The organism is Kribbella sp. NPDC006257 (assembly GCF_040613535.1).
Lineage (GTDB): Bacteria > Actinomycetota > Actinomycetes > Propionibacteriales > Kribbellaceae > Kribbella.
In genome coordinates this window covers 22,618-47,484 of the sequence record NZ_JBEXSJ010000003.1, presented here as the reverse complement: position 1 = coordinate 47,484, position 24,867 = coordinate 22,618, and the positions used below count along the sequence as shown (strand labels likewise).

Sequence of the window (24,867 nt, the reverse complement as noted above, 5' to 3'; positions counted from 1 at the left end):
ACGACAGTACGAGCTAGAGCCAGCTCTAGGTCAAGCGGGCAGGTGCGCGACCGAGGTGCCGATCGCGTTCAGACGCCACGCCGCCGTCAGGCATCCAGGTGGGGGCTCTGCTCGAGCGACTCGATCAGACGCTGGAGCGCTGGGTTGGGGTTGTCGGGGCTCCAGCATGCGTGGAGGGTGACCGAGTGGGCGTCGGCGGCGTCGAGTTCGCGGTAGCGGACGCCTTGGACACCCATCGCCATGATCGATCGCGGAACCAGCGCGCAGCCGAGCCCGGCCCGGACCAGCGCCAGCATGGTGGGTACCTGCGAGGCGAGTTGGCTCACGGCGTACCGGTTCATGCCGATCATCGCGGCGCAGATGTCGTGCAGATAGCGCGATCCCTCGGGGCTGTAGCCGATGTAGTCGTCGGTCACGTCCACTAGCGACACCGGACCGTCTCCAGCAGCGAGGGCGTGCTCAGCCGGTACTGCGAGCACGAGGTCCTCCGAATGCACCAGGAGCGACTCGAACTGCTCCGGGATCGGCGGTCGCACCAGGCCGATGTCGATCTCCAGATTCGCCAGCGCCGTGAACTGGTCCGGGCTCACCAGTTCGGTCAGCTCCGACGTCACGGCCGGCGTGCGCTTGCCGACCATCGTGAGGAAATCAGCCAGTACTGCGTACGCCCCGATCGCGGTGAACGCGATGCGCAGCGTTCCCGTCTGTCCGTCGGCCGCTCGGCGAGCCGCTTCGGGGGCGATCTCCAGTAGGGCCAGCACTCGGCGGCAGTGCTCGAGGAAGACCGCGCCGGCTGCGGTGATCCGCACTCCCCGCCCGGTTCGGTCGAACAGAGAAACGTCGAGAGAGCGCTCCAGGCCTTGGATCTGCCGGGTCAGCGGCGGCTGGGTCATCGACAACCGCTCGGCGGCCCGGCCGAAGTGCTGCTCCTCGGCGACCGCGACGAAGCCTTTCAGTTGCTGCAGCGAGAGGTCCATGCGATGCCCTCACGGTATCGGTCGATGCGGAAATGGGCTTGGACGAGCATAACGGAAAGCGCATACCTTCAAGGCAATCCGCCGAGATCGCGCGGAAGCCGCCGAATGAGGAGTCAGGTTGCTGAAGCTGGCTGTGGTGATGTCGCCGGAGCGGGTCGCCGATGTGTGTGGGCCGGATGCTCGGGAGCTGCTGGATGAGCGGTTCGAGGTCAGCTGGGCGGGGACCGATCTGTCGCCGGGCGCTGTCGAGAAGCTTGTCGTCGGGAGCGACGTCGTGCTGACCAGCTGGGGTACGCCTCACCTGGAGCGCGCGTGGTGGGACGGGGGCGACGGGCCGAAGGCGGTGGCGCATGCGGCCGGGTCGGTGAAGAAGCTGGTCGACCCGGCGATCCTCGACCAGGGCGTCGCGGTCTTCTCGGCCGGTCCGCGGATCGCGTGGTCGGTTGGTGAGTACTGCCTGGCGGCCATGCTCACGCTGGCGCGACGACTCCCCCGGTTCGACCAGGCGATTCGGGGAGGTGGCTGGAAGCAGATCGCTTTTCGAGGTGGCGAGGTAGCGGGTCAGAAGGTTGGGATCCTCGGTGCGAGTTCGACCGCACGGGCACTGATCACGCTGCTCGAGCCGTTCGATTGCGAGGTGCTCGTCTACGACCCTTATCTGAGCGACGAGCGAGCCAGGCAGCTCGGCGTACGGGGTGTGTCGTTGGAAGAGGCGTTGCAGTGCAAGTTCGTCTCGCTGCATGTTCCGGATGTGCCGGAGACGCGTGGGCTGGTGACGAGGAAGCTGATCGAGCAGCTGCCAGATGGAACGATCGTGATCAACTCGTCGCGCGGTCCGGCGATCGATCAGGAGGCGTTGCTGGAGCACTGTCTCGACGGCCGGCTCCTGGCCGCGCTGGACGTCTACGATCCCGAGCCACCGAGGTTCGGCCCTGAAGTCCTTGCTGCGAGCAACCTATTGCTGACGCCGCATGTCGCCGGCGACACGGTCCAGGGTCACCTCGCGCTGGCGGGGTATGTGCTCAAAGATGTCGTGAAGTGGCTGGCGGATGGAACTCGCGGACCGAGCTTCGTCGACCCCGCCGTCTGGTCGATCGCCGCATGAGCGGCGATCGGGCCGGCTCTCTGACGCCACCGGGCGGGATCGGCGCCGGTGCGCGGATCTGCAAAGTCGAGGTGTTCCCGGTCGCCGTTCCCTTCGCGCGGAAGTTTGTGCTTGGTAGTGGGGCGGTTGGATCGCCTGACCAGGTGGTGGATCAGGCGAGTGCGGTGGTCTTCGTCAAGCTCACCACCGAGGACGGGGTGGTCGGGTGGGGTGAGCAGAGAGCGCTCCCTAGTTGGAGCTACGAGACGGCCGAGACGATCGCCGTGGTGATCAAGCGGCATCTCGTGCCGATCCTGCTGGAGCTGACGCCTTTCGACATCGAGCTGTTCCACGCGCAGGCTAGCAAGCGATTGAGCCCAGCCGTCTCCAACGGGTTCCCGTTCGCCAGAGCGGCCATCGACCTCGCGATGCACGATGCGGCCGGCAAGCTGGCCGGCGTACCGGTGCATGCCCTCCTCGGCGGGAAGTTGTTCGACGAGCTTCCGCTCTGTTCGGCGATCGGGGTCGGGGCGCCCGACGTGGTCCGGGAGCACGCGCAGCAGTCGGCCGACTATTCGGCGTACAAGGTGAAGATCGGCGGCGATCCCGACGCGGATGCCGCGGCCATCGAGGCCGTTGCCGAAGTCGCCGGTGGGAAGCCGCTGTGGCTCGATGCGAACCAGTCGTACCGGCCGAGTGCCCTCAAGCAACTGCTCGACCGTACCCGCGACGTCGGCACGATCCATTGCGTCGAGCAACCTGTGCCGAGCACCGACACCCTCGCGATGCACCGGCTGCGGAACCTGATCGACCTGCCGATCGCGATCGACGAGGGCAGCTTCACCGCGCAGGATCTCGCCCGAACGATCCAGCTCGACGCGGCCGATCTCGTGGTGGTGAAGATCTGCAAGTCGGGTGGTCTGCGGAACGCCCTGAAGACCGCTCAGGTAGCGCTCTCCGGCGGGCTGGAGATTCTCGCCAGCGGCCTGACCGACTGCGGAATCGGGTTCGCCGCCGCCCTGCACCTGTTCAGCCAGCTCGAACTCGCGCTGCCGGCCGAGCTCAACGGCCCGGAGCTGCTGGCCGACCTGTACGTCGAAGGTCTCACGATCACCAAGGCCGTCGCCACGGTCCCCACCGCGCCCGGTCTGGGCGTCCAGGTCGACGAGGAGCGGATCCGCGCCGAATCGATCGACCTGCTCTTCAGCTGAGGAGTCGCCGATGCTGTCCCGCCGCAGCTTCATCAAAATAACCGGCCTCGCCGCCGCCACGTCTGGAGCGCTCTCCGGATGCTCCTCGGCTCCGGCCGACGCGGCCACCTGGTCGATGTGGTCGAGCAGTCCCGCCGAACGCAAGGTCTGGGACGCGTTCAGCCAGTACGTCGAACAGCAACTCGACGTCCGCTCGATCCCGAGCCTGACCCCATCCAGTGGCTACCCGACCAAACTCGACCTGCAACTGGTCAGTGGCACAGCCGGCCTGGTGACCGCGCTGAACGGAACACTGATCCCGACGTACGCCGCCCGCGGCGCGCACCGGCCGCTCGACGACCTGATCGCCGCCGACCCCGACCTGCGACTCGAAGACTTCTATCCGACGATCCAGAAGATCTCCAGCTTAAACGGCCAGACCTATGCGATCGGGTTCGATGTCGCCCCGACCGTCCTGTATTACAACAAGGATTTGCTGAAGAAGCAGGGCATCGCCGCACCCTCGCGCACCGAACCGATGCAATGGGCAACCTTCCGGGAGCTGGCCAAAGAGCTGACCGGAAACGACCAGTACGGCTTCACCTGTGCACCGGCAATCGACGATCTGGTGTCGTGGATCTACTCCGCCGGCGGGAACGTGATGAATGCCCCGCAAACCGCCAGCACGCTGAACGCGCCGGAAGCGATGCAGGCAATGCAGTACGTGATCGATCTCTTCACCAAGGACAAGGTCACCCCGCCGATCAAGAACCTCGTCACCGAGAGCTCGCTGAGCAATTTCCTGCAGGGCAATGTCGCCTTCATGCAGAACGGCCCGTGGCAGGTGGTGAACGTCCGGAAGGCCAAGTTCGACTGGGACGTGATCCCGTTCCCGGCCGGTCCGGCGGGCAGTCTGCCTCGGGTGTCCGGGTCGTCGTTCGCGATTCCCTCCGCTGTCAAAGGCGACCAGCTGGAGCTGGCCTGGAAGTTGCTGAAGACGCTGACCAGCACGGGCGCCCTGGACATCTATGCGAAGGCCGGGCGAAACAACCCCGCTCGCAGGTCGGCAGGCAGCGCCTTCAAGCCGCCGCCCGACAACCTGGGGATCGTGCAGGACATCCTGGCCGGCAAGGTCGGCGGCGGTCATCCGTTCGATGTCACCACGAACTGGAACCAGGTCAAGCAACTGCTCGGCCAGGATCTGCCGCGGACGTTCCTCGGCCAGGTCTCCGTGGCCCAGGCGATCGACGGCCTGACGCCGCGCCTCGACGTACTGATGAAGCAGCACCAGGACAACATCCGCCAGGCCGCCGCCCGGAAGGGGTGATCATGATGGCCGTCGACACCCTGCCCGCCACCGCGGCAACAGCGCCCCGAACTCCAAGCACCGCAAGGAAGAACACCGAAGCGCTCACCGCGTGGTTGTTCATCCTGCCCAGTCTGATCGGCTTCGTGATCTTCACCGCCGGTCCGGTCGTCGCCGCGGGTGTGATCTCGCTGCTCAACTGGAACCTGTTCAGCGCACCGACCTGGGCCGGCCTGAAGAACTTCGCCCGCCTCGGCCCGGATCCGACGTTCTGGTCGGCGCTCGGCAATACGGCGTACTTCACCTTGGTCAGCGTCCCGGTCACGATGGTCGTCAGCCTCGGGCTCGCCGTCTTGCTCAACCAGGGCCTGCGGCGGATCACCGTCTTCCGCAGCCTCTTACTGTTGCCATACGCAACGATCACGGTGGCGGTCGCGTTCGTCTGGATCTGGCTCTACATCCCACACGACGGGCTGATCAACTCGGTCCTCGGCCTGGTCGGCATCAACGGCCCGGCCTGGCTGATCAGTGACCACTGGGCGATGCCGGCACCGATCGCGATGAGCGTGTGGAAGAGCTTCGGCTTCGGCATGGTGGTGTTCCTGGCCGGCTTGCAGGCGATCCCGCAGCAGTTGTACGAGGCGGCGAAGGTGGATGGCAGCTCGAGCTGGCAGACCTTCCGCAGCGTCACGTTGCCGCTGCTATCCCCCGCGTTGTTCTTCGTCGTGGTGACCTCGATCATCGGATCGTTCCAGGTCTTCGACCAAGCCTTGATCATGACCAACGGCGGTCCGGGATCTCGCACGACGACGCTCGTGATGTACATCTACCGGACCGGATTCGAGAACTACGACCAGGGCTATGCGGCCGCGCAGTCGCTGGTGCTGTTCGCGTTCATCGCGGCGATCACCGCGTTCCAGTTCCTCCTCCAGCGGAGGCTCGTCCACTATGACAACTGAAGTCCTCACCCCGGTACGCCGTACGCAGAAGCTCGTCGTCTTCGCCTGCTTCCTGGTCACCGCGGTCACGCTGATCCCGGTCGTGATGATGGTGCTGGTCGCGTTCCAGTCCGATGCCGAATCGATGGCCGCGAAGCCGTCCTTCTGGCCGAGCAGCTGGCACCCGGAGAACCTCCAGCGGGCCTTCGACCTGGTGCCGCTCGGCCGCTATCTGCTCAACACGGTGATCTTCGCGGGCGGTACGACCCTCCTGGAGACCATCACCGCAGCCCTGGCGGCCTACGCCTTCGCCCGGCTGCGGTTCCCCGGCCGGACCTGGCTGTTCGGCATCTACCTGGCGACGCTGATGATTCCCACCCAGGTCACGCTGATCCCGCAGTTCGTTCTGGTGGCGAAACTGCACGGCATCGACACCTGGCCGGGGATGATCCTGCCGCACGCGTTCACCGCGCTCGGCGTCTTCCTGCTCCGCCAGTTCTTCCTGGGCATCCCGCGCGACTACGAGGAAGCGGCCCGCCTCGACGGCGCGAACCGCTGGCAGGCCTTCACCCGCGTGATCGTCCCGCTCGCGATCCCGGCGATCGCCACCCTCGCCGTCTTCAAGTTCATCGGTCAGTGGAACAACCTGCTCTGGCCACTCGTCATCTCCAACAGCGATTCCACCCGTACTGCGTCCGTCGGGCTCCAGGTCTTCCAGGACACCAACGGCACCCAATGGAACCTGCTCCTGATGGCAGCGACCGTCACGACCGTCCCGCTGATCGTGCTCTTCTTCCTGACCCAGCGCTGGTTCGTCAAAGGCATCACCATGAGCGGGCTGGGAGGCCGCTGACCTATGACTCGATATCTCTGGTCCGTCTTCACCAAGCCCTGGGCCGGTCTGCCGGGTGACGAACTCGGCCGGCTGGTCGCGGGACTAGGGTTCGCCGGGGCAGAGATCCCGGTCCGGGACACCGCCTACGTGACGCCGGCGACCGCCGAAGCCGAGTTGCCGAAGTTCGTGGCCCAGCTGCGGGCCGCGGGAGTCGAGCCGATCAGCGTCGCGAGCGATCTCTCGGAGAGCGCGTTCGCGGCGTGTGCCGAAGCCGGAGTCCCGTTGATCCGGATCATGGCGGCAGTGGGCGACGACGGGTACGCGGCTTCGGTACGGCGTACGCGGGCGTTGTTGGAAGAGGTTGCCGGGTTCACCGAGCAGTACGGCGTACAGGTTGGGGTTCAGCCGCATCATGGGCGGTTCGTGGCGTCGTCGCTCGGTGTTCTGCAGTTACTGGAAGGGCTTCCGAAAGAGCGCTTCCTGGTGATCTGGGATGCGGCGCACGACGTTCTGGCGGGCGGCGATCCGGCGGTCACATTGCCGTTGGTTGCCGATCGGCTGGCGATGGTCAATCTGAAGAACGTCATCTACACCGCTACGGACGGGAAGCCGTGGTTCGTCCAGGGCAGTGAGGGGCTCGCCGACTGGCCGGCGATCTTCCGCCAGCTCGAGGGGCTGAACTATTCCGGTCCGATCTGCCTCACCGGCCAGTACTCCGACCCGGTCGTCCCCGTCCAAGGCCGCCTCCAGGTTGATCTGGAGGCGGCCCGGCAGGCAGCTACGACGTCGTGAGGACGAAGTTCGGCGACACCTGCCAGCTCAGCGGGCGCCCGGCGTACGTGAACGCGGGCACCAGGAACCGGTAGGCGACGCGGCCGCGCTGGGTGGCGGTGAAGGTGTAGTTGCCGACGCCATCGGTGAGTTGCACCGACTTGAGGTCGCGCCAAGCGGTGCCGTCCCAGCGCTGAAGTGTCGACGGCACGTTGGCCAGCGGGATGATCGACACATGCGCGGTCGCCTTCTGGCCGTAGGTCACCGTCGGGTCCAGGAACCGGCCGCCGACTTGCGGCCGGACGGTCGTCGTGGCCGCACCACTGACGGTGCCGTAGCCGAATCCGATGGCGCTGAAGTAGTCCGGGACGACCAACCGGTACTGCCTGGTGCCGAGCGATGTCGGCGCGAAGGTGAAGTTGCCCTGGGCATCGGTCTTGGTGCTGCCGACCGTGTACCACGCCGACGTTGCGTTGGCGCGGGCCTGCAGGATCACCGGGCGCGAAGGGTCGGGGTAGGTGGACGTCCAGCAGGGTCCGGGATCGCATTCCTGTACTCCGCGCCCGAGCTGGCCGGTGATGTTGGTGGGCTTGGCGTAGTCGGCGAACGGCGGCACGGCCAGCTTGAGCCACTCCTCACCGTCGACTCGCTGCGTCGCGGAGTACTGCACGCCCCACTCGTTGTAGGTCAGGACGCCGAACTTGAATGACGGCCCGGTGAGTTCGGTGAACGTCGCGCTTGTCGCGGTGGTCTTCGGAGCCACCACCTCGTACTGGTTGAAGTTGTTGTAGTTGGCCCGGATCTCGTACTGCGGCGGCACGGCCGGCAGGTCGAGCGGGTCACCCGGATTCGGATCCGCCACCGTCGCCGGGTGCCACCTCACGGCCACCTTGTTCACGCCCGCTCCGCCGATCGAGTCGACCAGAGCCTTCGGACCGGTCAACGTGTCGAACGCAGGCGACAACCCGGCCGGGCTGGTGTTCCCGCCCGCTTCGGTCCCCACGAACACCGCGACCCGGACCGCAACCTGGCCGGCTCCAGTGGTCGAGAACTGAGCAGCCGGTACGTCGAGCTGGTTCGGAGCGGCAGCGGCCACGTAGTGCTTCTCGGATCCACCCAACGGCGATTCCGACGTCACCACGTTCGGCTGCGAACCCGTCTCCTTCCAGGTCACCCGGACCAGCGTGTGAGCGGCGTCTGCCCAGGCAACCGTCACCCCCGTCGGAGCCGGATCCGCGCTCGTCGCAGCCTCCGCCGAAACCACCAGCCCAGGCAGCGCCACCACCGGCAACGTCACAGCAAGCCCGGCACTCATCAACGCCCTACGCACCAACGATGTCTTCTTCATATCCACCTCGATGCGGCCACTGCCCGGAAAGTTCTGTCACATCTGTGGGCGGTGGCTCGTCAGGGGGGTGGAAGTGCAGACGATCAAGGAGTGAAGGAACTATGACTGCTCGGATGAAGAACCCCGCGGTGATCCTGCCGGACGCGATGGCCGGGATCCAGAACATCTACAAGGCGATGTACAAGGGCGGGGTGCCGCAGGCGACGCTGGAGCTGGTGCATCTGCGGGTGAGCCAGATCAACGGGTGCAGCGCTTGCATCTACGGCGGGATCGACTCGGCCAAGAAGAACGGTGAGACCGACGAGCGGCTGCATCAGGTGGCGGCGTGGCGCGAGTCGGAGCTGTTCACCGGCGCCGAACGGGCCGCGCTGGCGATGGCCGAAGCGGCGACCCGGCTGGCCGACCACCCGAACGCGGTCAGCGACGAGATCTGGGACGAGGCGGCCGACCACTTCGACGAGACCCAACTGGCGGCGGTGGTCTTGATGATCAGCCTGACCAACCTGTTCAACCGGCTGAACACCACCGTCCGCGCCACCGCCGGCGCCACCTGGAGCTGACCGACGCCCTGCCGGTGCGGGGGAAGACGAGCCCCGGACCGGCAGTCAGGCGCTGATCGGCCGTCTGGTCCGGACCGGGGTGAGGGCCGCGCGTAGTGCCGGGGTGAGGATGCGGCGTACGTCGGCGTCGCTCAGGGCCGCGACCGGGCGGAGCGGACTGAGGTAGCGGGTGAAGACGACCCCGCCGATCACCGCGACCGCCGCAGTCGCCCGCTCGGTCGCATCCGGCCCGCGGAGAAATTCAGCAATCCGGCCGAGGATCTCCCGTTCGAGGAACTCCTGCAGCACCTGCAGTACGTCGACATCCTGCGGCGCCATCCGGGTGAGCTCGGCCAGCGGCTCGGTGTCGGCCCACATCTGAAGTACCGCGTCCAGCAACCGGTCGGCGAACCCCGCTTGGTCGCCCTGCAGTGCGAGTGCCATCGCCGGCGATTGCCCGCAGCGGAACTGCATCGCCTCGCCGAACAGGCCTTGCTTGGACCCGAAGTGGTAGCTGATCAGCGCGGAATCCACCTCCGCCGCCGCGGCCACCCGGCGTACCGTCGTACCGCGATAGCCGTGCTCCAGGAACAGGTCGTAGGCCACCTCGGCGATGCGTGCCTTGGTGTCCGGATTGCCTCGGGGACGTCCTCGGGATTTATTCATCAGCGTTGAATATGGTCGCGTACCCGCGCAGAGTCAAGGGCGTCACCGGATCGTCCGGGACAGCGAGGGAGTGAGATGCGCATCGTCGTCTTCGGCGCGGCCGGTTCGACCGGCCGCACACTGGTCGAACAAGGTCTGGCCGCCGGCCACGAGGTGGTGGCCGCAGTCCGGAGTCCCGAGAAGGTCGAGCCGCGCACCGGGCTGACCGTCGTACGGGCTGATGTGGCCGATCCGGACGCGGTGCGGTCCGCGGTCGCGGGCAGCGACGCGGTCCTGTCGGTGGTCGGCGGAAAGCCGAGCCGGCAACCGGTCAGCCTCTACTCGACCGCGGCCCGCAACATCATCGAGGCAATGCACGAGTACGGCGTGAAGCGGCTGCTGATGGTGAGCACCGTGATCCTCGAGCCCGGATGGCGACCGAGCAACGCCTTCTTCTTCAACAACGTTCTCGATCCGCTGGTGAACCGGGTGCTGGCCAGGACCACTCACGACGACATGCGCCGGATGGAGGCGCTGGTCCGCGAGAGTGGACTCGACTGGACGCTCGTGCGGCCGTCGGGGCTGTTCAGCAACAAGGCGACCACGCCGTACGAGGTGCACGAGGACCAGGCCGACGGGTTGTTCACAGCCCGGGAGGATCTGGCGGCCGCGATGCTCGCGCAGCTGACAAGCGACGAGTTCGTCCGGCGCGCGATGGCTGTCATCACCACTGCGGTGAAGCCGAATGTCGCACAATTGATCTGGCGAGAGGCCATCATGTCGAAGTGAGACAGGCGGCTCCGACGTCGCCGGTATCAGTGGCCGACGAAGGAGAACCGATGAAGTACATGTTGCTGATCTACGGGAACGACGAGACCTGGAAGCAGCTGCACGAGACCGGCATCGACGCGGTGATGGAGCAGCACCGGGTGGTGACCGAGGAGGCGAAGGCGGCCGGAGAGTTCATCGAGTCGCACCCGCTGACCACCCAGCGTGCGCGGATCGTGCAGCTTCAGGACGGTGTCGCGACCGTGACGGACGGGCCGTTCACCGAGGCGAAGGAAGTTCTGGCGGGCTACTACCTGCTGGAATGCAGCCTCGAACGAGCTACTGAGCTGGCCGGCAGGCTGCCTGAGGCGCCCTACTCCCCGATCGAGATCCGCGAAGTGCCCGACGAGGATTAACGCCCACGGCCGGGGAAAAACTGTTCCAGAGGCTTGCCGGTCTCAGCTCGGCGCTGACCTGAGACCGGCGAGCCACTGATTCAGCTTGTCGAGCTCGACGCCAAGGTGACCCCACCTGAAACGGGCTGGTCGCCCATCCCGCGGCCACCCTGGACATACACGGTCGCGCCCCGCTCGGGTGCCGGAGCACCGTGGGCCAGACGCAGAGTGGTGGTGAGGCCGTTACTCAACCTCAGCACCGCTACTCGGCGCGGTTGTCCGGTCGTCGTCGACGAGCTCACCTCGTGGATGCCGGTACAGACCGCAGGTTGGATCGAAGCCCTACCGAGTTTCGTCGTACCGTGACTCCTCACACCACGGCACTGCTCGGCGAGCTGCTGCATCGCTGACACTGTTCCCCCTTCTCGTTCCCCCGGGCATTAGTTGATGAAACACACAACTGCCCGCCATCACCGCGCAACAGTCCGCACTGCGCAGTACTGCGCACCAGTTGCCAGCACCCCTGTTCCTCACGACGCAAAGGTGATCGAAGAAGCCTTGCTCACCGTGACGGCGATTTCAAGGGATGGCGGCGGTTATCCCGGTAGGCGGAACCGCTGTCCACCGCGCTACTGCCCACCGAAACGGTGGTGGCAATTCCCTTGATGATTTGTCTTTGGAAGAAGAGGAAAACCACGACCAGTGGCAGCGCGGCCAGGATCGCGGAGGCCATGTTCTGCGCATACTGTTGCCCGTAGGCACTCCTGACCGTCTGCAGCCCGACCGGCAACGTCATCAGGTCAGCGTCAGTGGTGACGATGAATGGCCAGAGGAAGTTGTTCCAGGCACCGATGAGGACGAAGATCGCCACCGCGGCAAGGATCGGGCGTGACAATGGCAACACGACCGACCAGAACACGCGGAGCCGATTTGCGCCGTCGACCCGGGCGGCATCCTCCAACTCGACCGGAATCTGGTCGAAGAAGCGCTTCAAAATGAGCACCATGGCAGGCGCAAACGCTTGCGGAAGAATGATTCCCCAATACGTGTCGACCAGATCGAACGCCAGCATCTGCCGGAACAACGGCAATTGCGGGCTAGCGGGTGGTGCTGGCGCGTTGCACGATGCGGTGCGGGATGAGCACCCGGCGCGGTACTGCGGTCCTATCGGTCATCCGTTCGCCGAGCAGGTCCAGGGCCGACTGGACGAAGACACGCCGGTCGAAATCGACGGTGGTCAGCGGCGGTACGGCGTACTGGCTCTCCAGGATGTTGTCGAAGCCGGCCACCAGGCAGGTGCCCGGTACGGCGATGCCGGCTGTCCACAGTGCCGAGAGTGCGCCGACGGCGATCGTGTCGGTGAAGCAGAAGAACGCGTCCGGTGGCTCGTGGTCGGCGAGGAAGCGGTTGACGACAAGGTTCGCGCCGTCCGGGCTCCAGCGATCGAGGGCGATCTCCAACGCCGGGTCGGGCGCGATGCCGGCTTCGGCCAGTGCCTCGTGATAGCCGGAGGTGCGGAGACGGGCGGCCGCAGTACCGGTGACGCCTGCTGATCCGCCGAGGGCGCCGGCGCCGCTCGAGCCGCTCGGCGACTCCGGCGTACCGACTGCTGCGATCCGGCGGCAGCCCTGGTCGAGGAGGTGCCGGACCATGTCCTTCGCGGCGCCGACGTTGTCGATCGCGACCTGACTCACGACGTCCTGGTCGACGTCACCGATCAGTACGACGGGCGGCAGCGGACCCGCGGTCATTACGGCACTGTCGTCGAGGTTGATCGGGTTGAGGATCAGGCCGTCGACCAGGTGAGCGCGGGCCTTCGACAGCAACTCGAACTCGCGCTCCGGTTCGGCCGCGGTCTGCTCGATCTGGACTCCCCAGCCGCGCTTGTGGGCGAGCTCGACGACGAGGTGGGTGATCTCCGCGGAGTACGGGCGGAGCAGGTCGGGCAGGGCCAGGCCGATCATCCCGGAGCGGCCGTTGCGCAGTCCGCGGGCACTCATGTTCGGGACGTAGTCGAGCTCGCTGACCGCCTGTTCTACCCGGGCGCGGGTCTCCGGGCGGACGAACACGACGCCATTGATGACGTTCGAGACCGTCTTCGGGGACACCCCTGCCAACTTGGCAACATCTTTGACGGTCGCTCGCATACACCCATTCTCACTGAAGAAACAAAAACAAGGGAGGGAAGGAAGGAAGGCGGAATTGGGCGGCCGAGGATGGGGCTAGCGGGTAGTGAGTGCGCCGCCGTTGAGGTGGATGGTTTGGGCGGTGAGGTGGCGGGCGCCGGGTGAGGCGAGGAACCAGATGGTTTCGGCGATGTCGGTCGCGACGCCTTCGCGCTTGGTCAACGTTGCCTGGATCAACGATTCGCGGCGGGTGTCGGTCAGCTGTCCCTGGAAGAACTCGGTGTCCGCGGTGAAACCGGGGGCGACCACGTTCGAGGTGATGCGGCGCGGGCCGAGCTCGGTGGCGACGTCCAGGTTGTAGGTCGTCAGGGCCGCCTTCGACGCGCCGTACGAGCTGCGCCCGAGATTCGCTGCGATCGAGCCGAGGTGGATGACCGATCCCCCGTCGGCGAGCTTCGGCGCGAGGGCTGTCGTGGTGAGCACCGCGCTGAGCAGGTTGCTTTCCAGATTCGCCAGCCAGTTCGCCCGCAGCTGGACGAGGTCATCTGCTGCATCGGGCCGGGCGAAATCCGTGTTCCCGCCCGCGTTGTTCACCAGTACGTCGATCTGCGCCGGCAACTCGGCTGCCAACCGCGCGACCGCCACCGGGTCCGTCCCGTCGCACACCACCGCCCGCACGCCCAGGTCGGCGGCCGCCTTCTCCAGTACGCCGACCCGTCGGCCGGTGATCACTACTTCGTCACCGCCGGCCACGAACCGCTCGGCCACCGCCCGGCCGATTCCTGTCGCTCCCCCGGTGACCACGATTGTTCTCGACACGCCGTACTCCTTCGTTTAGGTCTAAATGTTTAGACCTAAACGTACCATCATCGAGTGACCGAGGACAGTTATCCCTTCGACGGGCCGAGTCCCTACCCGGCCTCCGAGATCGCGCGCGCCTGGGAGCGGGAGCGCCCGGGGACGCCCACCGACTCGATCGAGATCGTCACTCCCCTGTGGCGACTCGCCAAGCTCTTCGCCGACGACCGCCGCCGGCTCCTGGCGGATCTCGGGATCGACCCGGCCACCCTCGATCTGCTCAGTGTCCTGCGTCGCAGCGGACCGCCGTACGAGCTGACGACCCGCGAACTCGTCCGGCGCACCCTCGTCACCGCCGGCGCCATCTCCCAGCGCGTCGGCCGCGCCGAGCGGGCCGGCCTGGTCGCACGGCGTACCGAAGGCCGGGGCTCACGCGCGGTCCTCGTCACCTTGACCGACCAGGGCCACGCCTTGATCGAGCAGACCGTCGAACAGGTCCTCACCCGCGAATCCAGCCTGGTCGCGTCCCTCTCCCCAGCAGACCGCGAGGTCCTGGCGATCCAGCTGCAGAACCTGCTCGACGACGTCCAGCAGAAGGTTGCCCGACCTGTTGAAGGTTGAGGAACTACTCCACGGCTGCGGAACGCAGCAAAGCCTCTACGGACGTGGAAATGTAAGAATTGAATGTATGCCTGTTGCGAATTTCACTGACCAGCCAACCGCCGACAGCCATGACGTGATCGAGGTCCGGGGAGCCCGGGAGAACAATCTCGCCGGGGTCTCGGTCGACATCCCGAAGCGCCGGTTGACCGTCTTCACCGGCGTCTCCGGATCCGGCAAGTCCTCCCTCGTCTTCGACACGATCGCCGCCGAGTCCCAGCGGATGATCAACGAGACCTACACCGCGTTCGTGCAGAACTTCATGCCGAGCCTGTCCCGCCCCGACGTCGACTCGCTGCGCAACCTGAGCGCCGCGATCATCGTCGACCAGGAACGGATCGGCGCCAACGCCCGCTCCACGGTCGGCACCGCGACCGACGCGCACACGATGCTCCGCGTCCTGTTCAGCCGGATCGGTACGCCGTACGCCGGTCCGCCGTCGGCCTTCAGCTTCAACCGCGCCGAGGGGATGTGCCCTTCGTGCGACGGACTCGGCAAGGCCTCCGAGATCGACCTCGCCGAGTTCGTCGACCGGTCATTGAGCCTGAATGCGGGGGCCATCAAGGTTCCCGGGTACGCCGTCGGTACCTGGTACTGGCAGGTGATGGCGGGCTCCGGGTTGTTCGATCCGGACCTGCCGCTCGAGGACTATCCGGCTGATCAGTGGGAGCAGTTCCTTTACCAGCCGGCCATGAAGGTCAAGGTCGGGAAGAGCAACCTGACCTTCGAAGGACTGGTCACCAAGGTGAAGCGGCAACTGCTCGCGAAGGATCGCGAGTCGATGCAGAGCCATACCAGGGAGTTCGCGGATCGGGCAGTGAAGCTGATCCAGTGCCCGGACTGCGGTGGAGCCCGGCTGAACAAGGCGGCTATGGCGGTGACCATCGACGGGTACGACATCGCTCGCTGCTCGTCGATGCAGATCAGCGATCTGGCCGAGTTCGTGCGCGGGATCAGCAACCCTGCGGTCGGGCCGATGCTGGAAGGTTTGCAGGAGACGCTCGACTCGATGGTCGACATCGGGCTCGGGTATCTCAGTCTCGACCGGGAGTCGTCGACGTTGTCCGGCGGCGAGGCGCAGCGGGTGAAACTGGTCCGGCACCTCGGGTCGTCGCTGACCGACGTCACCTATGTCTTCGACGAACCGACGGTCGGGCTGCATCCGCACGACATCCAGCGGATGAACGACCTGCTGCTGCAACTGCGCGACAAGGGCAACACCGTGCTCGTCGTCGAGCACAAACCGGAGACGATCCGGATCGCGGACTATGTCGTGGATCTCGGTCCCGGTGCCGGTCATGCGGGCGGGCGTCTTTGCTATGCGGGTGATCTGAAAGGGCTGAAGAAGTCGGGCACGCTCACCGGGCGGTACCTCGATCATCGGGTGAATGTGCGCGACGACGTACGGCAGCCGACCGGGGCGCTGAGGATCGAAGGGGCCACGCTGCACAACCTGCAGAACGTCAGCGTGGACGTGCCGCTCGGCGTACTGACTGTCGTGACGGGTGTCGCCGGGTCGGGGAAGAGCTCTCTGATCCATGGTTCGCTGGCTGGGCGCGAAGGGGTCATCGTTGCCGGGCAGGAGCCGATTCGGGGCTCGCGGCGGAGCAATCCCGCGACGTACACGGGTCTGCTCGATCCGATCCGGGCCGAGTTCGCGAAGGCGAACAAGGTGAAGCCGGGGTTGTTCAGCGCGAACTCTGTGGGTGCCTGTCCGACCTGCAAGGGGCTGGGGCTCACCTATACAGATCTGGCGATGATGGCCGAGGTCGCATCGGTCTGCGAGGACTGCAACGGAGAGCGGTTCACTCCGGAGGTGCTGGCGTATCGGCTGCGTGGGAAGAACATCAGCGAAGTACTCGGGTTGTCGGTGATCGAGGCGCGCGAGTTCTTCAGCAAGGGACCGGCCCGCGCGATCCTCGACCGGCTGTCGACGGTCGGGCTCGGGTACATCGGGCTGGGTCAGCCGCTGACGACGCTGTCGGGTGGCGAGCGGCAGCGGCTGAAGCTGGCGATCAACATGGGCAAGAGCGGCTCGATCTACATCCTCGACGAGCCCACCACCGGACTGCACCTCGCCGACGTCGACCAACTCCTGGCGATGCTCGACAAGCTCGTTGACGACGGCAACACCGTGATCGTCATCGAGCACCACCAGGCGGTGATGGCGCACGCCGACTGGCTGATCGACCTCGGCCCGGGCGCCGGCCACGACGGCGGCCGGATCACCTTCACCGGCATCCCCGCCGACCTGGTCGAGAGCAGCGCCTCCCTCACCGCCGAACACCTCCGCCAGTACGTCTCTCAAGATCGGTAGGCATCATCCATCCACCGAGCCCGAGTCGTCACCACCGGCAGCCCACCGCAGATGCGATGGCGAACGGGGCCCCGCCAGGAAGAGACCTGGCCGGGGCCGCTGCTCGTCACCTCGGACACCGCGCCGGAGGTGCGGACACCAAATCGGAGGTGCGGACACCGAATCGGAGGTGCGGACACCGAATAACCTGTCCAGGACCCCCGACCTGGTGTCCGAACCCCCGGCGGTCGGACCGAACCCCGGTCAGCTCCGGTCGAAATCATCGGATAGGGCAGTCGGTGACCTGATGTTCGGCCGATGCCGCGAAATGAACGTGTCAGTGGGCGAAGAACCCTCCTGCGGCCGTGGGGGCTTCGTCGAACGGGCTGAGCAGCGTTTGCCGGGTAGGGCATGACATCGGGGACCGATGACGCCACCACTCCTCGTCGGTCGGTGCCGAGGTCTCAGCGCGCCAGATCGGCACATCGACTCTGGGCAGGCCGATGGAGCATTTGACTGCGCAAAGAGCCGTCCGGTGCCCGACGTCGGCACCCCTCCGGGGCAGGCCTCGGGCACCGGACGCGTCTGCGCGGTACCTCAGCATCACACCACGAACCGAGGGACCGCGCAGGTCGAGCCGCGTCAGCTCAGCTGCGGCTGCACCAGGTTCGCGAGATTCGCGTGCCCGGTGGTGTTCGGGTGGTAAGACTCGCTGATCGGGTTCGACAGGCCGTTGATCCACTCCGGGCTGCCGCAGACCGCGTGCCCGATGAAGGCCGACGTCGGGTTCACGAACGGGAACCCGGCCGCGCTCGCCGCCGCCGAGATCTTGGAGTTGAGCAGGTCGGCGGTCGCGTTCAGCCGGGTCATCTCCGCGCCGCTGAAGAAGGTACCGGCGTTGCAGTCGGTGCCGTTGAACAGTCGCGGATAGCCGACCACGATCACCTTCGCGGTCGTGGCGCGGCTCTTGATGTTCGCGTAGAGCCCGTTCAGCCGGCTCGGGATGGTGTTGTTGATGGTCGCCTGGGCGGTGTCGATCGCACCGTTGCAGTCGCTGAGCCAGGCCGGCTGCGCGCATTCGGTGATCACCGACGAGAAGCCGGCGTCGTTACCGCTGACCTGGACGGTGACGAACCGGGTCGTGCTGTTCAGCGGCCCGAGCTGGTTGGCCGTGACGTCGGCGACCCGGGCGCCCGAGCAGGCCATGTCGGTCAGTGCCGCGCCGATCCGGCCCGCATCCAGGTAGGGGTAGGCCTTGGTGGAGCGCTGGCAGGAGCCGCTCTCGGAGGTGTAGGTGCGGGTGCCGACACCGGAGGCGTACGAGTCGCCGAGCGCGACGTACGACGGGGTGGCGGCGTGGGCGAGGGTGGGGCTGAGGAGCGCGGTGGCGACGACTGCCGCGCTGACCAGTCCGGCAAAGAGCTTCATGGGGCGGACCGCCTTTGCACTAGAATGGACGCTTTTTTGCAAGGGAAGACGGTGAACTCAGAGTTACGATCTCCGACCAGTGAGTAACATGCAAGACCTCAGTAAGAAATTCACCGCCAGTTTCTGAATCAGGTAGGCGCCGTACTAGTGCAGCTCCGGGCCCGGGACCGACAGTGGGTCGAAGCCATAGGGCAGCTCGAGCCGGTGAGCGGTCATCAGTTCCGCGTTTCCGAGCAACTCCCGAGTGGCTCCGTCGGCAACGATCCGGCCCGCGTCCATCAGCAGGCTGCGCTCGCACAGCTGCAACGCATACGGCAAGTCGTGCGTGATCATCAGCAAGGTCACGTCCAGCCCGCTGAGGATGTCGGCCAGCTCGCGCCGGCTGGCCGGATCCAGATTGCTCGACGGTTCATCAAGCACCAGTACTTCGGGGCGCATGGCAAGCACCGTCGCAACGGCGACCCGACGGCGCTGGCCATAGGACAAGTGATGCGGAGCGACGTCGATCTGGTCCTGCATGCCGACCTGGACCAGTGCCTCGTGCACGCGCTCGTCGAGTTCCGCGCCGCGCAGACCGAGGTTCGCGGGTCCGAAGGCGACGTCGTCGCGGACGGTCGGCATGAACAGCTGGTCATCGGGATCCTGGAAGACGAGGCCGACCTTACGGCGTACCTCGGGCAGGTGTTCGCGGTGCAGGTCCGAGCCGCCGACCTGGATCCGGCCGCTACCGGTGCCGCCGGCAACCGAGCCGAGGATGCCGTTGAGGTGCAGCACGAGGGTGGTCTTGCCGGCGCCGTTCGGGCCGAGCAGGGCGACCCGTTCGCCGCGCTGGATGGTGAAGTCGACGCCGTACAGGGCCTGCCGGCCGTCGGGGTAGGCGAAGACGAGACGTTCGACGTGGATCGAGGGGCCGCTCACAAGCCGACAACCCTAGCCGTGACGGCGATGACGACGGCGGCCAGGGAGATCGCGAGACCTTCCAGCCATTGGGCCTGCGCGGCGCCCGATTGAGACAGTTGCGGCATGCGGCCGTTGTAGCCGCGGGACTGCATGGCCAGGTGGACCCGTTCGCCGCGCTCGAAGCTGCGGACGAACAGGGCGCCTACTCCCCCGGCGACGGCCTTGAGATGTCCGGCGCGGCCGCCTTGGTAGCCGCGGGATTCACGGGCGATGCGCATCCGGTGCAGGTCGTCGGAGACGACGTTGAGGTAGCGGACCATGAAGGACAGGATCGCGATCAGGGCCGCCGGGAGTTTCAGTCGTTCCAGGCCGGCGAGCAGGGCGCGCGGGCTCGTCGAGGCGGACAGGATGATCGCGGCGACGACGCCGAGGGTGCCTTTCGCGAGAACGTTCCAGGAGCCGAGCACGCCTGATTCGGACAGTGAGACACCCAGTACTTCGAGGCGCGGGCCGGTTGCGACGAACGGGAGGAGCAGTGCGAACACCAGGAACGGGGTTTCGACGGCGAGGCGTTTGAGGACGACGAGGGCGGGGAGCCGGGCAACTTTGACGACGGCGACCAGCAGTACGGCGTACAGGGCGAAGGCCCAGAAGGCGGTGGACGGGGTCGCGACGACGGCGAGGACGAAGACGAAGAGCGCGACGATCTTCACCTGTGCAGGAAGTCGATGGATCCGGCTGTCGACCGGGACCAGTAGACCATCTCCATTCACAGTTCTGACCGAGCTGAGCGAAGGGAGGCCAGCTTTGCAATCAGGAGGCCGACGGCGATCGTGACCAGGACGCCGATGATGCCGGCGAGGGCGCCGGAGACCTGGGCGTTGCCGATGCCGCTGACGCCGTAGTCGGCGAGCGGGCTGCCGGCGACGGCCGAGTTCTTCGCGGCACCGCCGAAGCCGAGCTTCGCGCCGACGAACTCCAGGCCGTCGGGATGCGCGCTGGCGAACAGACTGACCACGCCGGCCACCACGAAGGTGGTCGCGATCCCGATGCCGAGGCTGCGACCAGCCGGCTTCGCCGCGATCGGGCGATCCGGTGACACGGTCGAACTATTGCCGTCGGCATCCACCAGGACGAGGTCGGCCTGCAGATGGCGAGCGGCGTACACGAGGTCCGGCCTGGTCGCGACGACGGCGCTGAGGACCGCGGCCGTGATGACCGCCTCACCGAGGCCGACCAGGATGTGCCAGCCGACCATCGCGGTGGCGAGTTTGCCGATCGGGATGTCGACCGCGCCACCGATCGCGTACAGGCCGGTGAAGGCGAGCGCCGCGACCGGGACCGAGATCAGCGCGCCGACCGTCGTCGCCGGGACCACGCTGCCGACCCGCTTGGGCAGCGCCTTCAGGAGCGCGCGGGTGACGAAGTAGCCGACGACAACGGTGACCAGGCCCATCAGGGTGATGTTCGTCCCGAGCGCGGTCAGCCCGCCGTCGGCGAAGAGCAGGCCTTGCACGAGCAGGACGGTCGACATCACCAGGACCGCGGTCCATGGACCGACCAAGGCGGCCGCGAGCGCGCCGCCGAGGAGGTGACCGCTGGTGCCCGCGCCGACCGGGAAGTTGACCATCTGGACGGCGAACACGAAGGCGGCGGTGAGGCCGGCCAGCGCCGGACCGGTCTCCCGGATCTCCCGGTTGGCCCGCTGCAGGCTGAACCCGACGGCTCCCGCGGCGATCAGGCCGGTCGCGATGGAGGTGGGCGCGTCGAAGAAGCCGTCAGGTACGTGCATGCGGACATTCTTGTTCTAGTTGCGACTCGATCGCAACAGAACGGGCTAGAGAGCTTTGAGTGCGTCCCCGATCGCACGGTGGAAGGTCGGGTATGCGTAGATCATCTGTTGCAGAGAGTGAACCGGAACGGCCGCGTGGACGGCGACCGCGAGCGCGCCGAGCACCTCGCCACCGGTCGGGCCGGCGCTCGTCGCACCGACCAGCACACCGCGTTCGTTGTCGACGACAAGTTTGATGAAGCCCTCGTTGCCGGCCTTGTGGATCCAGCCGCGCGACGACGACGGGATCTGGCTGCTCGCGGTCCTCACGTCGAGACCCGCCTCGCGCGCCTGCTTCTCGGTCAGCCCGACCGCGCCGATCTCCGGGTCGGTGAACGTCACCCGCGGCATGGCGTGGTAGCTGGCGACCGGGGCGCCTTCGGAGCGGAGTACGTCGAACACCGCGACGTCGGCCTGGTACATCGCGGTGTGGGTGAACGCGCCCGCGCCGGTCACGTCGCCGATCGCCCAGACGCCGTCGGCCGCGCGGACATGCTCGTCGACGGTGATCTGCCGGGCCTCGGGATCGAGCCCGGCCTTGTCCAGCCCGAGTGCCTTGAGGTCGACCCGGCGACCCGTTGCCACTAGCAACTTCTCGGCCGACACGGTGCTGCCGTCGCCGAGCGTCAGGGTGAAGCTGCCGCCGTCGTACGCCACACGCTGGGCCTGTACGCCGGTCCGGAAGGTGACGCCGTCGCGCTCGAGGGCTGCCTGGGCCAGCTCGCCCGACTCGGGCTCCTCCAGCGGGAGCACCCGCTCGGCACCTTCGACCACGGTCACGGCGACGCCGAAGCGCGCGAAGACCTGGGTCAGCTCGAGGCCGATGGCGCCACCGCCGAGCACGACGATCGAGGCCGGCAGGGTGTCGGCCTCGATCGCTTCGTGGTTCGTCCAGTACGGCGTACCGGCGAGGCCCTCGATCGGTGGGATCGAGGGGACGGTGCCGGTCGCGACGATGATGCCCCGGGTGGCTTCGAACTCGCGATCGCCGGCGGTCACCCGGCCGGGACCGGTGATGGTGCCGCGTTCGCGGAGGAAGGTGACGCCCTTCTTCACCAGCCGGTCGACCGCGACCTGGTCGTTCCAGTCGTCGGTCGCCTCCTCGCGGATCCGCTGGGCGACCGGGGCCCAGTCGGGGATGACGGTCGCCCGGCCGGCCATCCCGTCGACGCGGCGGGTCTCGGCGATCAGGTTCGCGGCGCGGATCATCATCTTGCTCGGGACACAGCCCCAGTACGGGCACTCGCCGCCGACCAGCCGTGGGTCCAGGCCGACCACGCTCAGTCCCGCCTCCGCCAGTCTCCCGGCCGCCTCCTCGCCGCCGACACCGAGCCCGATCACGACCACATCCACCTGTTCAGCCATGCGCCAAATCTCGCAGAAGCCTGTGGCGCAGCCAAACCCAGCGGCGCCGCGTCACCAAGCGGTAATCCTATTTGGTGAAGGCGGCCAACGGGGTGTAGCCGGGGTTCGACGGCGTCCAGGTGTAGCCGGCCGTCCAGAGCTTGCTCGGTGTGGCGAGCAAGCTCGACAAGGTGCCTTCGGTGCCTGCCGGAGTGGGGACGGTCGTGGTCACGAACTTCGAGCCGTCGTACCGGAGGGCGAGCGGGTAGTTGGAGAAGTGGTTGCCGTCATCAACGAATCGTTCGCCGACGGCGATCGGGCGGCCGTTCCAGAAGGCGATGTCGGAGAGCTGGCCGCTGGTGTCCGGGACCTCGACCGAGCGCCATGACCTGCCGTCGTACCGCATGACCAGGGGGCGTTCGCCGGTCGGACCGCCGGTGTGCTGTACGCCGGTCAGCCAGATGTCCTTCGTGCCCCGGTTCGCCATCGCGACCGGGATGACCGAGCCGTCGGTGGGGACGCTGCCGACGTACGTCCAGGTCTTGCCGTCCCAGTGGGCCAGGCCGGCGTTGAGGCCGAGCCAGGCGTCGGTGTTCGAGAAGACGGTGAGGACGTTGCCGTTGATGGAGTCCTCGAGGCCGGCGGTGAGCGGCTGCCACTTGCCACCGGCGTACCGGTAGACGACTCCTGGTTCGCGATCGCCGATCCTGGCCCAGCCGGCCACCCAGAGAGCGCCGTCGGGGGCGATCTTGATCTCGCCGAACTGACCGGCGGGAACATCCGGACCCTTGATCTCGGTCCAGGTGCGCCCGTTCCAGTGCATGAGCAACGGGGTGGTATCCCGGGAGTCGGCGTTTCCGACGCCGACGACCCAGACACTGTTCGGGCCACCGACCGCCATGCCGTACAGGAGGTAGTTGGTCTTGTCGGGAGCAGGCAGTCGTACCCACTTGTCGCCGACCTTCCGGAGTACGGCGGGCAGGCCCGACCACGGGTCCTCCGCCTGGCCGAGCGCGAACATCGCCCCGCCCTTGGCCTGGATGTCGACGAGGTACAGGTGCTCCTGCCCGACCGGACTGGTCTTCCACACCGGTTCCGGCTCGACCTGGGCGGTGGCAACCGGGGCTGCCAACGGCGCCAGCACGAGCATGGTGGCCAGCAGTGTCACGATCCGTCTCACAAAGAACTCCTTCTGGGTGATATCAGCGGTGGGTGAACCAATGAGTGCTGGTCACGGCCTTGGTCATCTGGTCGATGCTGAACGGCGGCTGGGCGCTCAGCGCGGGCAGGTGCTTGCCGGCTGTGTTGTAGGAGATGACCTCGATGGAGTAGCCGTGGTTGGTCAGCAGCGCCACGGACTGCGCACTACTTCCCGGCACGTCGGGATCCTTGTCCCACCACGCCATCAGGACCGTGCCGTCCGGCCTCTCGGTGCACGTCGTCCTGATCCGGCCGTCCGACTTGAGCAGGTTGCAGCGTTGGATGGGCGTTCCGGCGAACGCCGCAAATACGACCGAGGTCTGCTTGCCGTTCCAGAGGAAGTGGGCGATCTGGGCGGCGTTGACTCCGTGCCGGCCGTTGTCGATGATGCGTCCGGTGCGTTCCTCGGCCGGGGTGACCTTGCCCGGATAGAGGTCGGTGAACAACTTCGGCAGCTCGGCGGCCCGAACAGGAATGTCGCGGACGACCACCGGTTGCCGCTTCACGACAGGCAACTTGGCCGCGGGCGTTGCGGCCGTCGATATCGCGGATGTGGCGGGTGTCGGGACTAAGCCAGCTGGGTTCACCCTCTGCGCCGCGCGGCCGGGAAGAACCGTCGTGGCCAGCGCGACGACGCCGACCACTCCAGCTGCTGCCAGCGAGGTCGCGACAGTACGCCGCTGCCGGCGCAGTCTGACCCGACCCCGGTCCATGCCCACGCTCACGAGCGCGGTGACGTCGACAGGCAGCCCGTTCGACGATTCGTGCAGGAGTTCCGCGAAGCGCTCGGCGGTCTCCGGAGAGGTGGTGGTGTCGTCCATCGGGTTCAGTCCTTCCTGATCAGTAGCGAGTCGTCGACCAGCCCGCGCACCCGTTCGAGTGCGCGCATGGCCCGGTTGCGAACCGCACCCGCCGACAGCCCCATCCGGGCGGCTACCTCGTCGACGCTGAGGTCGTCGAAGTACCGCAGGATCAGCACGGACCGGTCCTGCGCGGGCAGCTCACCGAGCACGTTCAGCAAGCTCAGCCGGACGTCCGAGCCGTCCGCGGGGTCGGCCGTCGGCTGATCCGGCACCGAGCCGAACATCTTCTCGTCGCTACTGCGCCGCCGCCGGGCGCTCAGGAACGTCCGGGTCAGCGCTGTCTGCGCGTAGGCCGCCGGGTTGTCGATGCGGCCGAACGGGCGGTGCCACTTCGCATAGACCTTGGCAAGGGTCTCCTGGACCAGGTCTTCGGCTTGGTGGTGCGAGCCGCAGAGCAACCAGGCCGAGCGATAGAGCTGGGCGGCCCGGGCGCGGGCGAACTCCTCGAACTCGTGCTCCCTACGGCTTCCGCTGTTCTTGGGCATCTGGCTCCTTCAGCTGGTGTCACCCTTTTCGACTCCTCAGCCGCCCGAAGTGTCACAGACCGGCCCGGTCAGCGGTGTGCGATTAATCGATGGGCACGACCCCGCGCTAACGGTAGATTGCTCGCCTACCGTTAGCACAT

At 66.9% G+C, this 24,867-nt stretch carries 25 protein-coding genes; 11 read left to right on the top strand and 14 right to left on the bottom strand.

From position 1 onward, the window contains the following. Positions 1-86: 86 nt before the first annotated feature. On the bottom strand, positions 87-977 hold the full coding sequence (locus tag ABZ004_RS04500) for a LysR substrate-binding domain-containing protein (protein WP_355678359.1): 891 nt from the start codon (positions 975-977) through the stop codon (positions 87-89). Between the two features lie 118 nt (positions 978-1,095). On the opposite strand from ABZ004_RS04500, the gene ABZ004_RS04495 reads away from it, so the two are divergent. The 6 genes from ABZ004_RS04495 to ABZ004_RS04470 are packed head-to-tail and all read left to right on the top strand — an operon-like array spanning position 1,096 to position 7,122. Beyond that, positions 1,096-2,082 (top strand): hydroxyacid dehydrogenase, encoded by a 987-nt coding sequence (locus tag ABZ004_RS04495; RefSeq protein ID WP_355678358.1) that lies wholly within the window; start codon positions 1,096-1,098, stop codon positions 2,080-2,082. After that, positions 2,079-3,272 (top strand): enolase C-terminal domain-like protein, encoded by a 1,194-nt coding sequence (locus tag ABZ004_RS04490; RefSeq protein ID WP_355678357.1) that lies wholly within the window; start codon positions 2,079-2,081, stop codon positions 3,270-3,272. The genes ABZ004_RS04495 and ABZ004_RS04490 overlap by 4 nt, the downstream gene beginning before the upstream one ends. A 10-nt stretch (positions 3,273-3,282) precedes the next feature. Beyond that, entirely contained in the window at positions 3,283-4,578 is a 1,296-nt protein-coding gene (locus ABZ004_RS04485; protein ID WP_355678356.1) for a sugar ABC transporter substrate-binding protein, read from the top strand. A gap of 5 nt (positions 4,579-4,583) precedes the next feature. Then, entirely contained in the window at positions 4,584-5,516 is a 933-nt protein-coding gene (locus ABZ004_RS04480) for a sugar ABC transporter permease (RefSeq protein ID WP_355678355.1), read from the top strand. Continuing rightward, positions 5,506-6,348: a carbohydrate ABC transporter permease gene (locus tag ABZ004_RS04475; RefSeq protein WP_355678354.1), complete on the top strand. Its 843-nt coding sequence runs from the start codon at positions 5,506-5,508 to the stop codon at positions 6,346-6,348. Before ABZ004_RS04480 ends, ABZ004_RS04475 begins: the two co-directional genes overlap by 11 nt. A gap of 3 nt (positions 6,349-6,351) precedes the next feature. Further along, on the top strand, positions 6,352-7,122 hold the full coding sequence (locus tag ABZ004_RS04470; protein WP_355678353.1) for a sugar phosphate isomerase/epimerase family protein: 771 nt from the start codon (positions 6,352-6,354) through the stop codon (positions 7,120-7,122). Here ABZ004_RS04470 and ABZ004_RS04465 read toward each other — a convergent pair. Beyond that, on the bottom strand, positions 7,109-8,449 hold the full coding sequence (locus ABZ004_RS04465; protein ID WP_355678352.1) for a hypothetical protein: 1,341 nt from the start codon (positions 8,447-8,449) through the stop codon (positions 7,109-7,111). The genes ABZ004_RS04470 and ABZ004_RS04465 overlap by 14 nt on opposite strands. A 101-nt stretch (positions 8,450-8,550) precedes the next feature. Between ABZ004_RS04465 and ABZ004_RS04460 the strand changes: the two genes are divergently transcribed. Continuing rightward, complete coding sequence (locus ABZ004_RS04460; protein WP_355678351.1) at positions 8,551-9,009, top strand: carboxymuconolactone decarboxylase family protein; 459 nt, start codon at positions 8,551-8,553, stop codon at positions 9,007-9,009. Positions 9,010-9,054: 45 nt separating this feature from the next. Here the strand turns inward: ABZ004_RS04460 and ABZ004_RS04455 are convergent, their stop codons facing one another. Beyond that, positions 9,055-9,654: a TetR family transcriptional regulator gene (locus ABZ004_RS04455; protein ID WP_355678350.1), complete on the bottom strand. Its 600-nt coding sequence runs from the start codon at positions 9,652-9,654 to the stop codon at positions 9,055-9,057. 75 nt (positions 9,655-9,729) lie between these two features. On the opposite strand from ABZ004_RS04455, the gene ABZ004_RS04450 reads away from it, so the two are divergent. Continuing rightward, positions 9,730-10,422 (top strand): SDR family oxidoreductase, encoded by a 693-nt coding sequence (locus ABZ004_RS04450; RefSeq protein WP_355678349.1) that lies wholly within the window; start codon positions 9,730-9,732, stop codon positions 10,420-10,422. A 50-nt stretch (positions 10,423-10,472) separates the two neighbouring features. Beyond that, the gene (locus ABZ004_RS04445) at positions 10,473-10,817 is read left to right on the top strand and encodes a YciI family protein (protein WP_355678348.1); all 345 of its coding nucleotides are present in this window, start codon (positions 10,473-10,475) and stop codon (positions 10,815-10,817) included. Positions 10,818-11,358: 541 nt separating this feature from the next. On the opposite strand, the gene ABZ004_RS04440 is transcribed toward ABZ004_RS04445, so the two are convergent. The 3 genes from ABZ004_RS04440 to ABZ004_RS04430 form a co-directional block, all read right to left on the bottom strand. Next, positions 11,359-11,868 (bottom strand): carbohydrate ABC transporter permease, encoded by a 510-nt coding sequence (locus tag ABZ004_RS04440; protein WP_355678347.1) that lies wholly within the window; start codon positions 11,866-11,868, stop codon positions 11,359-11,361. 25 nt (positions 11,869-11,893) lie between these two features. After that, the gene (locus ABZ004_RS04435; protein ID WP_355678346.1) at positions 11,894-12,943 is read right to left on the bottom strand and encodes a LacI family DNA-binding transcriptional regulator; all 1,050 of its coding nucleotides are present in this window, start codon (positions 12,941-12,943) and stop codon (positions 11,894-11,896) included. Positions 12,944-13,018: 75 nt separating this feature from the next. Then, the gene (locus ABZ004_RS04430; RefSeq protein WP_355678345.1) at positions 13,019-13,741 is read right to left on the bottom strand and encodes an SDR family oxidoreductase; all 723 of its coding nucleotides are present in this window, start codon (positions 13,739-13,741) and stop codon (positions 13,019-13,021) included. A gap of 54 nt (positions 13,742-13,795) precedes the next feature. Here ABZ004_RS04430 and ABZ004_RS04425 point away from each other — a divergent pair, with 54 nt between their 5' ends. Together ABZ004_RS04425 and ABZ004_RS04420 are read left to right on the top strand one after the other, a co-directional pair. Continuing rightward, positions 13,796-14,341 (top strand): MarR family transcriptional regulator, encoded by a 546-nt coding sequence (locus ABZ004_RS04425; RefSeq protein WP_355678344.1) that lies wholly within the window; start codon positions 13,796-13,798, stop codon positions 14,339-14,341. 67 nt (positions 14,342-14,408) lie between these two features. Next, positions 14,409-16,697 carry an excinuclease ABC subunit UvrA gene (locus tag ABZ004_RS04420; RefSeq protein WP_355678343.1) on the top strand — a complete coding sequence of 763 codons (2,289 nt, stop codon included), beginning with the start codon at positions 14,409-14,411 and terminating at the stop codon, positions 16,695-16,697. Positions 16,698-17,318: 621 nt separating this feature from the next. Here the strand turns inward: ABZ004_RS04420 and ABZ004_RS04415 are convergent. From ABZ004_RS04415 to ABZ004_RS04380, 8 genes are all read right to left on the bottom strand, one after another. Further along, complete coding sequence (locus ABZ004_RS04415; RefSeq protein WP_355678342.1) at positions 17,319-18,104, bottom strand: SGNH/GDSL hydrolase family protein; 786 nt, start codon at positions 18,102-18,104, stop codon at positions 17,319-17,321. Positions 18,105-18,248: 144 nt separating this feature from the next. Further along, the gene (locus tag ABZ004_RS04410) at positions 18,249-19,022 is read right to left on the bottom strand and encodes an ABC transporter ATP-binding protein (protein ID WP_355678341.1); all 774 of its coding nucleotides are present in this window, start codon (positions 19,020-19,022) and stop codon (positions 18,249-18,251) included. Next, positions 19,019-19,777, bottom strand: coding sequence for a cobalt ECF transporter T component CbiQ (gene cbiQ, locus ABZ004_RS04405; RefSeq protein ID WP_355678340.1), 759 nt, complete (start codon positions 19,775-19,777; stop codon positions 19,019-19,021). Before cbiQ ends, ABZ004_RS04410 begins: the two co-directional genes overlap by 4 nt. After that, positions 19,774-20,796, bottom strand: coding sequence for an energy-coupling factor ABC transporter permease (locus ABZ004_RS04400; protein ID WP_355678339.1), 1,023 nt, complete (start codon positions 20,794-20,796; stop codon positions 19,774-19,776). Before ABZ004_RS04400 ends, cbiQ begins: the two co-directional genes overlap by 4 nt. A gap of 45 nt (positions 20,797-20,841) precedes the next feature. Continuing rightward, on the bottom strand, positions 20,842-22,200 hold the full coding sequence (locus ABZ004_RS04395; protein WP_355678338.1) for an NAD(P)/FAD-dependent oxidoreductase: 1,359 nt from the start codon (positions 22,198-22,200) through the stop codon (positions 20,842-20,844). 67 nt (positions 22,201-22,267) lie between these two features. Further along, positions 22,268-23,359: a hypothetical protein gene (locus tag ABZ004_RS04390; protein WP_355678337.1), complete on the bottom strand. Its 1,092-nt coding sequence runs from the start codon at positions 23,357-23,359 to the stop codon at positions 22,268-22,270. A 22-nt stretch (positions 23,360-23,381) separates the two neighbouring features. Continuing rightward, the gene (locus ABZ004_RS04385; RefSeq protein WP_355678336.1) at positions 23,382-24,200 is read right to left on the bottom strand and encodes a hypothetical protein; all 819 of its coding nucleotides are present in this window, start codon (positions 24,198-24,200) and stop codon (positions 23,382-23,384) included. A 5-nt stretch (positions 24,201-24,205) separates the two neighbouring features. Further along, positions 24,206-24,727 carry a SigE family RNA polymerase sigma factor gene (locus ABZ004_RS04380; protein ID WP_355678335.1) on the bottom strand — a complete coding sequence of 174 codons (522 nt, stop codon included), beginning with the start codon at positions 24,725-24,727 and terminating at the stop codon, positions 24,206-24,208. Positions 24,728-24,867 lie beyond the last annotated feature (140 nt).